Below are 13943 nucleotides of genomic sequence, written 5' to 3' on the forward strand. Positions count from 1 at the left end.
TCCGTATTTCGTGAGGGACGTCGGCGTCCTGAGATATATGCTGCGTCGGCCGATATTCGGCGACCTCGCCCTGACCAGGCGAGGTTTATTGAATGGAAAACTGAAACGTGAATAGAGCTGGGAGAAGGCGGGCGCGGGGCATGCGTACGGTGTGCCTCGGCGCCCTGACGCTCTCGCTGACCTTGGGAGCCCTGGCGCCGGCGCACGCGGACGACGCACCGGCTGCCACCGCGACGGCTCCCGTGACCGACCGTCAACGCATCCTGGACGCCTGGAATGCCGGCGGCCCCTCCGTTCGGGCGGCCGCAGAGGTGGCCCTGCAGGGATCCGAGGCCGACATCCGGCTGTTCCTCGACAAGGAGCAGGCCGTCGCGGAACGCCACGACGTGCAGATGCTGTTCTCGCAGCTGTACTCCGTGAGCGGACCCAAGGTGCGGGAAACGGCCGTCAAGGCCTTGGACAGCGGTGACGCCGACCAGGCACGCGCGTTCCTGCGTGACGGCTGGCGGGAGCCGCTGCAGCAGGACAGACAGCTACGGATCTCACAGCTGATCAGCGAGGGCGGCCCGAACGTCAAGTCCGCCGGTGTCGCCGCGCTGGACGGGGGGCCCGACAAGGTCCGTGAGTTTCTGGAGAAGGGGCAGTTCACCGCTGCCGAGGCGGACGACCGCCTCGCTCTCTCCCGCATAGTCAGCACCGGTGGGCCGGCGACCAAGGCGGCGGCGATGGCCGCCGTCGACGGCACCATCGAGGACGTACGGGAGTTCCTCCAGGTCGGGCAGTACATCGCCCGCGCGAGGGACAAGGAGCGGGCCACCGTCGCGGAGCTCGTGGAACGGGCGAAGGCGGCCGGAGCGCAGGCGAAGCAGCAGACCGATGCCGCCAAGGAGGCTTCGGCCCGAGCCGTCCAGGCGTCTGCCCTGGCGAAGGAGTCGGCGCTCCAGGCCGCCAGGGAAACCGCGGCGGCCGGCAGGGACGCGAAGCTCGCCTCCGCCGCCGCCGGAAGGGCCGCCCGCGCCGCCAAGGGTGCTGCCGCGGCAGCACAGCAGGCCATCGCCGCAGCCCGCGCCGCCAACGCCGCCGCACGGGTCGCCTCCGCCGCGGCATCGCAGGCCGCCTTCGCCGCGGCCGGCGCCGCGGACGCGGCCGCCCGCGCCCGAGGGGCGGCGTCAGCGGCCGCCACCGACGCCGGCCAGGCCTCCGCCGCCCGCAAGGCCGCGGAGGACGCACGGTCCATCGCGAAGCAGGCACGTCAGGCCGCGCTCGCGGCCCAGGCCGCCGGAGTCGCCGCGCTCGCCGCCGGTTCCGCCGCCGCGTCGGCCACGAGCGCGGGCCGCAACGCCGACGAGGCCGCCCGCGAGGCCGACCGTGCCGGCGCTCTCGCCCGTGCGGCCGGGGGGAGCTCCGCCGAGGCCGACGCGGCCGCCGCCACCGCCCGCCGCCAGGGCCGCGAGGCCGCCCGCGCCGCGGGTGTGTCCCAGAGCCTCGCCGAGGAGTCCGCCGCAGCGGCCCACCAGGCCAGGGACGCCGCCAACAGCGCCGCCGACCACGCCGACAACGCGGCCGGGGCGGCGGAGGAGGCGGCCAGGCAGGCCGGCAAGTCCGCCGACGCCGCCAAGGAGTCCACCGCTCACGCCGACGAGGCGAAGAAGGCCGCCGACATCTCGACAGTCGCGGTCAAGCAGGCGCGTGAGACCTTCGAGCTGACCCGCAAGAGCGAGGCCGAAGAACTCACCGCCCGAACCGCCGCGGCTCTGGAAGCCGCACGGGAGAGCCGGGCGGCCTACGAACGGAACGCGGCCCAGGCCAACAAGAACGCCAAGGCCCTGGACGGCCTGGACACCCTGGTCGACCAGGTCTCCGAGTACGCCGCCCGGCCGGACGCGGACCGGTCACGGATCGTCGCGAAGGGCCGCTGGGTCGCCCTGGTGACCATGAAGACGCGCGGCCCGTGGAGCAGCACCGCGGCCGGCGACGTCCTGGCGGGTTCCGACGAGGACGTCGTCGCCTACATGCGTACGGGCTGGAAGGAGGCCGCGCAACGGGACGAGCGGGCCCGTGTCGAGCGCCTGGCCGAGGAAGCGGAGTCGCCGGCTGTGCGCAAGGCCGCCGAGCAGGCCTTGGGCACGGACGCCACACGCATACACGCCTTCCTCACCACCGGACAGCACGAGGCCGCGGCCAACGACTACCGGCTGCGGATCTCGCAGCTCGTGAGTACCGGCGACGTGGCCACCAAAGAGGCGGCCACCGCCGCCCTGGACGGCAACACGACCACGTTGCGGACGTTCCTCACGTCCGGTCAATACACCGCGCGCGTCAAGGACGAGCAACTCGGCGCCTCGCGGCTCGCCAGCACCGGCGGCCCCGAGCTCAAGGCCGCGGCGAGCGTCGCCGTCGAGGGCACTCCCCAGGCACTGCACCAGTTCATCACGGTGGGCCAGCACCGGGCCCGACGCCAGGATGCGCTGGCCGCGACGCACATCGCCGACATCCAGCACATGATCGCCGAGGCGGCCGCCGCCGCCGCCACCGCCCAGCAGAACGCCGCCGAGGCGCAGCGGGTGGCCGCGCTCGCCCGGAGCAAGTCGGGCGAGGCCAAGACGTGGGCCGACAAGGCCGGCGCATCGGCGCAGGAGGCGAAGAAGTACGCCGCCGAAGCCGGCGAGTCCGCCAATCAGGCGTCCTCGTCGGCCGCAGAGGCCCAGAAGTCGGCCAAGGCGGCCCGCAAGGCGCAGGCGGACGCCGCGAAGGCCGTCGCCGAAGCACAGCTCTCGGCGGGGAAGGCGCGCACCTCCGCCGCGTGGGCCCGCCATTCCGCCGAGGACGCCTCCGAGTCCGCGCGGCAGGCGCGTGCGTCCGCCGAGGCTGCCGGGAAGGACGCGGCGGAAGCCGACAAGGCCGCCACCGAGGCCAAGGCGATCGCCGAGACCAAGAGGCGCGCCGAGGAAGAGGCCCGGCGCCGGGACGAGCAGGCCCGCAAGGCCCGCGAGGAGGCGCTGCGCAAGACCGCCGAGGAGGAGGCCCGGGCCGACGAGTGGACCTGGTCCGACAGCGGACACCTGCTGCTCGACGTCGCCGGCCTCGTCCCCGGCCTCGGTGAGTTCGCCGACGGCGCCAACTGCGCCTGGTACGGGGCGGAGGGCGACGCTGTCGACGCAGCCCTGTCCTGCGCCTCGGCCGTTCCGGTGGCGGGCTACGGGGCCTCCGCCGTGAAGTTCGGCAAGTGGGGTGACAAGGCCTACGGCATGTTCAAGGGCATGTTCGGCAAGAAGCCCAAGGTCTGCCCGGTGCCCCGGGCCAACAGCTTCACGCCCCGGACACCCGTTCTCATGGCGGACGGCACGCAGAAGCAGATCCAGCACGTACGACTCGGGGACCAGGTCCTCGCGACCGACCCGCGCTCCGGCCTGACGCTGCCGCAGACGGTACAGAGAGTGATCACCGGTACCGGGCCGAAAAGCCTCGTCCGTCTCACCCTGGACACCGATGGTCCGAGCGGCGGCGCCACGGGCTCGTTCACGGCGACCGACAACCACCCGCTGTGGCATGTCGACCGACGTGCCTGGGTCGAGGCCGGGCAGGTACGCCCGGGCGACCGGCTCCGCAGTGCCGACGGGCAGCTCCGTACCGTCGTCGCCACACGTGCGTGGGCGGAAACACGTACGGTCTACAACCTCACCGTCGCCCACACCCACACCTTCTACGTGAAGGCCGGCGCCACCACCGTCCTCGTGCACAACGACGGCGGCTTCGACTGGGAAAAGGGGCTGGAGGAGCTCAAGCGGGACTGGCAGTCGGGGAACCAGAACGACGACGGCCACCACTCACCTCGCGGTAACCAGGCGGAGAACAAGCAGTTCAAGGACGCCTTGCGGTCCATCGAGCGCGACCTCGGCCGCCAGGTGACCCCTGCCGAGCGCCGTGCCCTGCACGACCGGATCACCGGTCAGGGGTACGACTACCATCGCATCATCGATGAGGCCAAGGGGTTGTTCGGTGGATGCTGACATGGAGTCGACCGGCGTCCGGCGGCTGCTGACCGGAGCAGTGATCCGCTCGGTCGGCCGCGCCGCGGACATGGGAGTGCTGGAACTCACGGGCGGACAGGGGGAGGACCTCGCGCTGCACATCCAGTGCGCCTTCCGGGTGCTCCACGACGGCCAGGTACTGCTGGGCTCACGCGACATGACGTATGCGCGCGGCCACGCCGAACCGGACGCCTTCGACACCTTCGCCACCGTGTACGACGACCGCGCGGCGCTCCTCAGCCGCGTTCTCGGCGGGGCCTGCCCGCAGGTCGAGACGGTCCTTCAGGGCCCGGCAGGGGCACTGACCCTGGAGGCGAGCCGCGGGTTCAGGGTCGAGGTCCTCCCGGACCGCTCCGGCGCGGAGGAGTCCTGGCGCGCCTTCACACGAGGCGGACAGCACTACGGGTACCCGCCGGGCCTGGTCTAGGAGTCCGGCCGGGCGGCATATGAAGGACGGGCTCAGGGCACGCCACCCGCGTGGACGCGCCCTCTGAACGCGAGCGGGGCGGTACAGCTTTCTGTACCGCCCCGCTCGTTCTGTGGCAGCGCCTTCGCCGCCGTCCTCAGTGGCCGCCGGACCCTCGATGCGCGACGCTCCGCAGAAAGGCGTCAAGGTATTCGGCGAACCCCGGCGCCGCGGCGACGAAGTGACCGGCGCCCGGATGCACACTGCGCTTGCCACCGAGCGCATCCGCGAGGGCGTCGCAGATCCGCTCGAGCGCGGCCGAGTGGTCCCCGGACGCGACGAGCACCGGAACGCCGGTGTCCCGGATCACCTCGAGCCGTGGGCGCGCCTCGCTGGTCGGCCGGCTCCCGTGCGCCCGCCGGACGCCGGCGACCACGCCTTCAGGGAGCGGGCCGTCGCCGATGGGCGCGCCCGCGAGACGGAGGAACTCGCGCAGCTCGGTCGGGTCCGTACCCATTCCGTGGGTGAGGACCGCATCGCCGATGCGCTCGAGCCGCGCCACATCGGGATCGTCCGGGACAAGGTGGTTGAGCGGCGGTTCGATCAAGGTGAGTGAGCGCATGCCGCCCGGCGCGGCAGCGGCCGCGAGCAGCGTCCCGAGAACGCCGTAGGAGTGGGCGACCACGTGGGGGCGGCCGGCGAGCAGCGGCGCCAGGTCCCGGGCGTCCACCTCGAAGTCCTGGCGCTCCAGCGGTGGTGGACTCGGCGGATAACCCCGGCGATGGACGTACGCCAGCGTCCACCGGTCCGACAGTGGAGCGAGAGCGCCCCACGTCGTCCGCGGACCGGCACCGCCATGCACCAGCAGAACCTCCGGCCCAGAGCCATCGCGCACCACCACGATCTCGCCCACGGAAGCGAGCATAGCGGCGCACAGTGAGGACACGGAGCCGGGAACAGCCTCTTCAGCGGCACCTCGTGAGCCACCTCGCATGCCGGGCGGTGCCGGCCGGCAGCGCGAGCAACGCGGGCCGGAAGGCGGGCCGCACCTGCCGCCAGGGCCCTCCCCTCCCCCGCCGTCCGCGGGGTCCGCGGACCGCCGGCGGTGTCGCCGGTGAGGAGTCGCGCGTGGGCGGGCAGACGGATCGCGGAGGTGGCCCACCACCCGCGGCCGAGGGCGAGGGTGTCCACCGCGCGAGCCACGAGGGCCACCCCCACGGTGGCGTGACGCCGGCCGCCGGTCCGGACCGGCGGCATGGCGGGCATCGCCGTCGCCCTAACGCAGAGCGGCGGCGGCCAGGCCCTCGAGTGCCTCGCGCCGTACTTCCCCACCGTTCACCAGTCGGTCGAAGACCAGTCCGTCGAGGCACGTCAGCAGCGTGTCGGTCCGGTTATCGACGTCCGTGACGCCGTGGGCGGTGAGGAACCGGCGGACGGCCTCGCGGCCGGTGTTCTCACGGGGGACGAGGATGTCGCGCAGCTCCGGGTCGCGCACGCTCTCGACGGCGCAGGCATGGCGGGCGAGCGAGCGACGGCGTCCCTCACCGGTGAGTCGCCGCCGGGTGAGCAGCGCCATGCCGTCGACCAGGTCCTCGCGGTTACGGAGGGGTGGGAGCTCTTCGGCCGTCGCGTGCAGTTCCGCCTGGTCGAGGTGCACGAGGCGGGTGACGAGTCCGGTGAGCAGGGCGGCGCGGGTGCGGAAGTAGGCCGAGGTGGTGCCCGGCGGCATGGCGGCTCTCCGGTCGACCGCGCGGTGCGTCAGGCCGCGCATTCCCTCGTCGGCGAGTACGTCGAGAGCCGCGTCCGCCAGAAGGGTGCGCCGATCGGTAGTCATAGCTCCTTTCTACACCTGTAGAGAGCCGAGTTACCCTTCTTCTACAGATGTAGAAGAAGGGAGCTCCGGCATGGGGAGCAGGGCAGTGGTGGTCGGAGGCGGGATCGGCGGGCTGGCCGCCGCGATCGGTCTGGACCGGATCGGATGGGAGGTGACGGTGGTCGAGCGTGCGGCCGTGCTCCAGGACGCCGGGGCAGGCATTTCCCTGGCGGCCAACGGCATGCGGGCCCTGGACGAACTCGGTGTCGGCCAGGCACTTCGGGACGCGTCCCGAGGCCAGTACACCGGCGGAACCCGGACGCCCCGGGGCCGCTGGCTGACGCGGATGGACGGCGCGGCGCTGGAGGAAGCGGTGGGCACGCCGATCGTGGGCATCCCCCGCTCCACCTTGCACCGCCTGCTCCGCGACTCCTTGCCCGCCGCATCACTGGTCGTCGGCTTCGAGGCGGCCTCGGTGCGGCAGACCGGCCAGGCGACGGTACGCGTCGGCTGTGGCGAGACGGTCCTGGAGGCCGATCTGGTGGTGGCGGCCGACGGCATCCGCAGCACCGTCCGCGGCCACCTCTTCCCGGACCATCCCGGCCCGGTGCACAGCGGCTCGACGGTGCTGCGCGCCATCACCGAGCACGCGGTCGATCTCCACACCGACTTCGAGCTGACCTGGGGCCGGGGCGCGGAGTTCGGACACATCACCTTCCTGGACGGGAGGGCCGAGTGGCACGCCGTCCTCGATCTCCCCGCCGGAACGTGGTTCGCCGACCCGCTGGCCGAACTGCGCCGGCGGTTCCGCACCTGGCACGACCCGATCCCCGCCCTGCTCGACGCGACCCTGCCGGAGGCCGTGCTGCACCACGACGTTCACGAACTCCGCATGCCTCTCCCCTCGTTCACGGCCGGCCGGATCGCGCTGCTGGGCGACGCGGCCCATGCCATGACCCCCAACCTCGGGCAGGGCGCCTGCCAGGCACTGGAGGACGCGGTCACCCTCGCCGCCGCCCTCCGCTCCGAGTCCACCGTCGAGGCCGCGCTCGTCCACTACGACGCCGAGCGCCGGCCGCGCAGCCAGGCTGTCGCACGGGCCGCCCGGCAGGCCGGGAGAATGGGCCGGCAGCTCTCGCACCCCCTCGCCGTCGGCCTGCGGAACACGGCGATGCGGCTGACACCGTCCCGGATCGCCACACGCATGATCCTGCGTCACCACGCCTGGACACCCCCGTCGCTGCGGTGATCTCCCCCACACGCCCGTCGCCCCGCCACCGGACACGTGCCTTCACCTGCTTGCGGCGTCCGGCACAGGCCCGTACCGCTGCCGTGTTCCGGGCGAAGTCCCAGGTCGTCCGCGTTCCGCCCCGGCGGCCTGCGTGCACCCACCTCCCCGTTCCCGGCACGCCCGGTCCGCGACGGGCGACACCGGGCCTCGGCATCAATGGGTCGTGGCGCCAACAGGCCCTGGCCGCAACGGTCGTGGCGACAGGGGCCCTTGCCGAAATACCGGCCCGTCGTGCCCTTGTCGTCGTGACAAGGTGTCCCTTGAGTGAAGGAGGTGCTTCCCATCAACCCGACCAACGGAACCCCGCGGAACGCCCAGGTGACCGCCGCACTGAGCGCCGAGAACGCGTCGATCCGGCTACGGGCGGCCATGGCGGCGGGCTCGACCCCCGACCCTGGCTTCCTGGAGCCGCTCGTCGAGCGGTGCGCGGTCGAGCCGGACTTCTTCGTGCGGGACACGCTGTCCTGGGCCCTGGCCCGCCTTTCGCCGGAGATCACCCTGCCCCGGCTCCGCCAGGAGCTCGCCTCGGACCGGCCTCAGGCGCGCAGCCAGGCGCTGCACACGCTCTCGAAGATCGGTGACAAAAGCGCCTGGGCCTGGATCACGTGGTCCATGCTGCGGGACAGCGACGACGAGTTCGCGCGGACCGCGTGGCGGGTCGCGGTCGCCCTCGTACCCGAGGACGAGAGGGAAAGCTTGGTCGACGAACTGGTCATGCAGCTCGGCCGCGGGGATCGCCATGTGCGGCTGAGCCTCACCCGGGCCCTCGTATCCCTGGGAGACCTGACGGTGCCCGCTCTGACCAAGGCTGCGACGCACCCGGACCCGGCAGTGGCGACGCACGCCAGGGCCACCGAGCTGCTCCGGCTGAACCCGGCGACCGATTTCGACGCGGCTGTCGCCGAAGCGAGGCGCGTCGTCGCGCGGGGACCGGATCGAGCGACTGCCGCCGTGGCGGCGCCGCCCGCGGCCGGCACCGTAGCGATGACCGGTGCCCGGGAGACCGACGAGCCCGCTCCGCCGGCCGGGCCGGACGGGGCCGCGGTGGACGCCGACGCCGCGGAGCCTCGGGAGAATACGGAACGCTGACCGGCGAGGTGGTACGGCATTCGGGGTGAGCTCCCGCATGCTCCGGCGGCCCCTCGGCGGCCGCCCCCGTGAGCCGGTACCCGCCGCTGTGAGCCATGTGCCCGCCCCCGACGTCTTCGGGGGCGGGCACCGGCGCTCCTGGCGGAGACGACCGGACATACGGGGGCGGCCGGGCCTGCCACCGAGCGAGGCCATCGCCGGGGCACGGCTGACCACGCGCGCCCAGGCGCCGCCCCACGTTCTCCGGTGCCGTGGACGCGGGCCCGCGCGCCACGGGGGCGAGGGTGGACGGTCAGCGGCGTTCGTAGGCGGTGAAGGGCTTGTTCCGTGCCCCGTACGACTCGTAGCGGGCGCCGATGAACCGGTCCTCGTACGCGAAGAGGGTGTCCACCGGATCGTCGCCCTCGGGGAATCGAAGGACCTCGCGCTGCTCGCCCGTGGCACCGTCGAGGACCCGGAGGCTGTAGGTGGAATCGCGGTCGCCGAGGAAGGACGTCTCGTGGCGAGAGGTGAGGACGGTGATGTCCCCGTCCTGGGACTGGATGTGGTAGCCGGTGTCTCCGTCGAGGCGGTCGTCGTCCGGGTCGCCACCCCAGACCAGGTCTCCGGTGGCCAGGTCGAAGGCGGTCAGGCCGTAGACGTACCGGCTGATCCGCACCTGATGGCGGGTCAGGGCGTAGAGCCTGCTGCCGTCGGTCACCGCCGTGAGCCGCTGTTCACGCCGGATCTCGCCGTAGGGACCGCTGAAGTCGATGGGCGGGTTCGGGCGGCCGTTCCTGTCGAAGGAGAAGTAGGCGCCGAAGTCGGAGTCGCCCGATGCCGAAGCCGCCACGATCAGCGGGTCGGCCGAGACGAAGTCCGCCCGGGCGTCCCAGGGGACGGCGCTCCGGCCCCCGAGGGGAGCGGACCACAGGAGTGCGCCGGTGGCCGGGGCGAAGGCGGCGGCGTGCAGTTCGGCGTCCCTCGGGATCCTGTCGCCCCGGGGGTCGTCCGCTCCGCCGCAGGCGAGGAGCGCGACGACCTGGCGTTCGGCCACCGCGGTCCGGCCCGGGACGCAGCCCTTGGGCACGGCCGCCTTCCAGCGCGGCTTCCCGCTGTGCACGTCCACGGCGTGCAGCTCGTCCTGTGTGAGCAGCACGGCGACGCCGCCGCCGACGGACACCGGAGAGGGCTGGAGGGGATGGAGCCCGGACTCGCCGGCGGTGAGAGGGGCCTTCCAGATCTCGCGGCCGTTCTTCATGTCGATCGCGACGGCGGTGGCGCAGAGCTCCCCCTTGGCCGCGTGGGGAGCACCGTCCCCGTCGCGGGTGAGGACCAGGACCGAGGCGTCGGTGTCCGCGCGGGCGTGGCAGACCGCCGAGCGGCCGGGCGGCACGTACTCCCATCTCCGCTCGCCGCTACCGGCGTCGTACCCGCGCACCGCGTCGAAGCGGCTGCGGACCACGGTGGCGCCGGACAGCCAGGCGCCGTTGCCCTGCTGTTCCGCCTTGCGGTCCGCGGGGGTGTCCCAGACGACGCCCAAGTCCTCGGCCCCGGAGGAGCATCCGGCGATCGGTGCGCAGAGGACCACCAGAACCGCCACCGTCGCGAGAAGGGTGCGCCTGGTCCGTCTCCCGGACAGCCCGTCGTTCACCTGCGCCGTCATGTCTGCTTCCCCCGAGCGCGCCCGCCGTCGACGGTCCACAGGGCTTCCCGCGTGCCTCGGCGGCGATCAGCATAGGGAGCCGGTCCGCCCCGGCGGAAGGTGCTCCCGCCGGCCGGACGCGTACGGCGCGAGACCGGCCCTGCCGGCCAGGGGCCTGTTCCGCACCGGGACAGGCCCCTGGGCGTCGCGCCGGGTGAGGATCAGGCGGCGACGACGCCACACTCCTCGATGACGAGCTTCTTGGCGGTGGTGCCGGAGCGGCTGCCGAGGGCCTCGATCGCCTTGACGACATCCGCGCCCTCGACGACCTCGCCGAAGACGACGTGCTTGCCGTCGAGCCACGGGGTCACCACGGTCGTGATGAAGAACTGCGAACCGTTGCTGTTCGGGCCCGCGTTGGCCATGCTCAGCAGGAACGGCCGGTCGTGCTTGAGCTGGAAGTTCTCGTCGGCGAACTTCTCGCCGTAGATGCTCTTGCCGCCGGTGCCGTTGCCGTTGGTGAAGTCACCGCCCTGCAGCATGAACTCGGGGATGACACGGTGGAAGGGCGCGCCCTTGTAGCCGAAGCCGTTCTGGCCGGTGGCCAGCTCGCGGAAGTTGCGGGCGGTCTTCGGCACGACGTCGTCGAACAGACGGAAGACGATGCGGCCGAGGTCCTCACCGTTGGCGGAAACCTGGAAGTAGACGTTTTCACTCATGGTCCCGATTCTCCACGACGGTGGCGGTGCGCAGCCACCAGGGGGCGGCCGGACGGTGCGGTGCCCGGTCTCCCTACCTGCCACCGGGGGCGTTATCGTGCCCGGATGGAGGCCTGGGAGCGCTGGGAGCGGCGGGTGCAGACGGCGGCGCATCCCGTGGCGTACCGGCTGGTGCGCGCGGTCGCCGCCCGCGGCCCGGTGGTGCGGGTGCCGAAGGTCGGTGTGGTGGTGAGCGACGCCGGTCTCGCCCGGGCTGTGCTCACGGACCCGGAGGGGTACACGAAGACCGGGCCGGGCGCGGCGGCCGCGCTGTGGAGCCCGGTGCTCGGCTCGCGGGTGCTGATCACTCTGGAGGGCGACGAGCACGCGGCGCTGCGCAGGCGGCTCAGCGGGCTGTTCACGCAGGCTCATGTGGATGCCGTGTGCGAGCGGGTGCTGCGCGCTCCGCTCGGGGCACTGGAGCGGCGGCTGGCGGCGGGCGAGGAGGTGGATCTCGTCCCGGTGGTCCGGGACGGGGCGGCCGAGGTGATCCGCGAGCTGGTCGGGCTTCCGGCCGGTGGTACCGACTTCGCCGAGGCCGCCGCGGTGGTCTCGTCCGTACGGCTGTGGCGGACCACACTGACCGGGCGCCAGATGGGGCGTGCCCGGGCGGCACTGACCCGGCTGACCGAGGCGGCGGTGGCGGCCTACCGGGCCGGCGACGAGTCCACGGTTCCGGGGCGACTGCGCGCGCTGGGCTTGGACGAGACCGAGGCGCGGGGTGCCGTCGGACTGTTCCTGCTGACGGGCACCGAGACGCTGGTCTCCTTCCTGCCCCGGCTGGTCGCACTGGCCCATGACACGGGCCGGGGGCCGGACGCGATCACCGGCGCCCTGGTGGAGGAGGCGCTGCGGGTCACCGCGCCGACCCCGGTGATGCTGCGCAGCGCCGCCCGGGCCGGGCGGATAGGGGGCGTACGGGTGGACGCCGGGGAGCGCGTGGTGATCGCCGCACTTCTGCCTGGGGATGCCGCTGGCCATGGCGGAGATCCGTGCGGTGACCGCCGTCCTGCGCCGCTTCCCGCAGTTGGTGATAACCGCGCGGCGCCCGGCGCGCGGTGTCCTGATCCCCGCCTACGCTCGGCTGTCGCTGCGGGCGACGGGCTGAACCGCGGACGGCTCCGCTCGCCATGGGTACGGCGGGGCGGGCAGTTCGCTTCCCGCAGCCCCGGACCGGCCGGGGCGGTTGCCGGGTGCACGACCCGTTACCGCTTCTGGCAGCGGGACGGCACCTCGGAGGAGGGCTCTGCCGGGCTCCAGCCAAGGTCGACGGGTGTGCGGACAAGACCCACGCCGCCCGGAGAAACCGATTCCCCGCATGGATAAGGGGGCCCGCACCACACCGGATCAGGCCGATCATGTCCGCAACCACAAGGAGCTCGGCCCGCGGCGGGCGGCAAGACATCCTTCCGAGTGAGCCGGTGGTGCTCGCCACCCAGACCGCCAACGTCCGTTCGATCCGCCTCGCGGCCAAGCTGGCGTTTCACCGAAGCGGAGCGGTTCCGGGCTTGGGACGCGCCAACAGGCGGCTGTGGCCCCTTGACTCCGGGCACCCGATGCCGCGCCGCTGCCGACCCGGGTCAGGAGGCGCCCGGGCACGGAGGCGGGAGCGCGGCCGCCGACCCCACCGCGTCCCGGGCAGGCGCCGTGGACCGCATGCACAGGACCGGTTTGGGCGACATAAGACCTACGCGTCAGTTAGTCATACTGGATCAAGCCATGTACGTGCCGGATGATCACGGTCGAGAATCAGGAACGGGTGTGCGAGACACGTCGATTCGGCGGTGCCTCGCCACCCGCTACAGATGGAGACCCCCACCCGTGATAGTCCCGCCGCTCTTCTCCCCCATAGCGCCCGCGATCCACCCGCGGCACGCCGAGCTCGACCAGCGCACGGCCCGGTGGGCCGAGTCCCACCGGATCGGCTCCGATGATCTGCGCCGGCGGCTCGTACAGCACGAGATCGGAAGCTTCGCCGCCCGCGTCATGCCGCACGGCCGCGAGGAAGTCGTCGGCCTGATGGCCGACTTCGTCCTGTGGCTGTTCGGCGTGGACGACGGCTGCTGCGAGGAGGGAGACCTGGGCCGCCGCCCGGGGGAACTCGCCGGAACGCTGCACCGCCTGCTGCGTGTGGCGCAGAACCCGGAGGCGCCCCTACTGCTCGACGACCCGATGGCCGGTGGTCTGCGCGACCTACGAACCCGGGTCGACAGGTACGGCACGGCCGGCCAGGCGGCACGGTGGGTGGGGCACCTGCGGGAATACTTCTTCTCCGTGGTGTGGGAGGCGTCCCACCGGAGTGCGGGCACGGTGCCAAGCCTTTCCGATTACACCCTGATGCGGCTGTACGACGGGGCGACGACGGTGGTCTTCCCCCTGCTGGAGATGGCCCAGGGGTACGAACTCCAGCCGTACGAGCGGGACTACCGCGCTGTGCGAGCGGCCGAAGAAATGGCGTCCTTCGTCATCACGTGGGACAACGACATCCTGTCCGACCACAAGGAACGAGCAGGGCACGGCTACTTCCTGAACGTGCTCCGGGTCCTGGAAGCGGGGGGCCTCACCCCCCAGGAGGCGATGACCACGGCCATCGCCCAGCGGGACCGGGTGCTGGTGGCGTTCGCCCGCTTGGCCGACCATCTGTCCGTTGTGGGAAGTCCCCAGATGCGGCAGTACATGCAGGGCCTGTGCCACTTCATCCGCGGCTCGCAGGACTGGGGCGTCAGCTCCATCCGGTACACCACGCCGGAGGACCCGGCAAGGCTCCCCTTGGTCTTCACGGAGACGCCTACCGACGGCAGCGCCGAGCCGCTCGGGATCGACGCGGTCTCGTGGTGGTGGGACGTGGTACCCGCCGCCCCGGCCCAGGCGGGGCGGCGGGTGGCTCCCCGGCCGGGGGAGGGAAGTCTGGTCGGCACGGTCTGAGCCCGC

General features: G+C 72.7%; 10 protein-coding genes and 1 pseudogene. 7 read left to right on the forward strand and 4 right to left on the reverse strand.

All coding sequences use genetic code 11. The features are described from left to right. Window positions 1–140 precede the first annotated feature (140 nt). Window positions 141–4010, forward strand: a complete 3870-nt coding sequence (locus ACZ7LK_RS26200; protein WP_471143730.1) for a polymorphic toxin-type HINT domain-containing protein — start codon at window positions 141–143, stop codon at window positions 4008–4010. Further along, the gene (locus ACZ7LK_RS26205) at window positions 4000–4458 is read left to right on the forward strand and encodes a hypothetical protein (RefSeq protein ID WP_471143732.1); all 459 of its coding nucleotides are present in this window, start codon (window positions 4000–4002) and stop codon (window positions 4456–4458) included. Before ACZ7LK_RS26200 ends, ACZ7LK_RS26205 begins: the two co-directional genes overlap by 11 nt. A gap of 136 nt (window positions 4459–4594) precedes the next feature. Here ACZ7LK_RS26205 and ACZ7LK_RS26210 read toward each other — a convergent pair whose 3' ends face one another. After that, a complete protein-coding gene (locus ACZ7LK_RS26210; protein WP_392277280.1) occupies window positions 4595–5350 on the reverse strand; it encodes an alpha/beta fold hydrolase in 756 nt (251 codons plus the stop codon). A 363-nt stretch (window positions 5351–5713) separates the two neighbouring features. Beyond that, complete coding sequence (locus ACZ7LK_RS26215; RefSeq protein ID WP_471143734.1) at window positions 5714–6271, reverse strand: TetR/AcrR family transcriptional regulator; 558 nt, start codon at window positions 6269–6271, stop codon at window positions 5714–5716. 70 nt (window positions 6272–6341) lie between these two features. Between ACZ7LK_RS26215 and ACZ7LK_RS26220 the strand changes: the two genes are divergently transcribed. Both ACZ7LK_RS26220 and ACZ7LK_RS26225 read left to right on the forward strand, forming a co-directional pair. Then, complete coding sequence (locus ACZ7LK_RS26220; protein WP_471143735.1) at window positions 6342–7499, forward strand: FAD-dependent monooxygenase; 1158 nt, start codon at window positions 6342–6344, stop codon at window positions 7497–7499. Window positions 7500–7805: 306 nt separating this feature from the next. Next, on the forward strand, window positions 7806–8630 hold the full coding sequence (locus tag ACZ7LK_RS26225; RefSeq protein ID WP_392277283.1) for a HEAT repeat domain-containing protein: 825 nt from the start codon (window positions 7806–7808) through the stop codon (window positions 8628–8630). A 292-nt stretch (window positions 8631–8922) separates the two neighbouring features. On the opposite strand, the gene ACZ7LK_RS26230 is transcribed toward ACZ7LK_RS26225, so the two are convergent. Together ACZ7LK_RS26230 and ACZ7LK_RS26235 are read right to left on the reverse strand one after the other, a co-directional pair. Next, window positions 8923–10275 (reverse strand): outer membrane protein assembly factor BamB family protein, encoded by a 1353-nt coding sequence (locus ACZ7LK_RS26230; RefSeq protein ID WP_471143737.1) that lies wholly within the window; start codon window positions 10273–10275, stop codon window positions 8923–8925. 200 nt (window positions 10276–10475) lie between these two features. Continuing rightward, the gene (locus ACZ7LK_RS26235) at window positions 10476–10973 is read right to left on the reverse strand and encodes a peptidylprolyl isomerase (protein ID WP_392277285.1); all 498 of its coding nucleotides are present in this window, start codon (window positions 10971–10973) and stop codon (window positions 10476–10478) included. A gap of 105 nt (window positions 10974–11078) precedes the next feature. Between ACZ7LK_RS26235 and ACZ7LK_RS26240 the strand changes: the two genes are divergently transcribed. The 3 genes and pseudogenes from ACZ7LK_RS26240 (at window position 11079) to ACZ7LK_RS26250 (ending at window position 13937) form a co-directional block, all read left to right on the forward strand. Then, complete coding sequence (locus ACZ7LK_RS26240) at window positions 11079–12338, forward strand: hypothetical protein (RefSeq protein WP_471143739.1); 1260 nt, start codon at window positions 11079–11081, stop codon at window positions 12336–12338. 77 nt (window positions 12339–12415) lie between these two features. Then, window positions 12416–12530: pseudogene (locus ACZ7LK_RS26245) on the forward strand (GNAT family N-acetyltransferase); the annotation flags it as partial. 303 nt (window positions 12531–12833) lie between these two features. After that, window positions 12834–13937, forward strand: coding sequence for a selina-4(15),7(11)-diene synthase (locus tag ACZ7LK_RS26250; RefSeq protein WP_471143861.1), 1104 nt, complete (start codon window positions 12834–12836; stop codon window positions 13935–13937). Window positions 13938–13943: the final 6 nt, after the last annotated feature.

Source organism: Streptomyces sp. NPDC039423 (assembly GCF_055598725.1).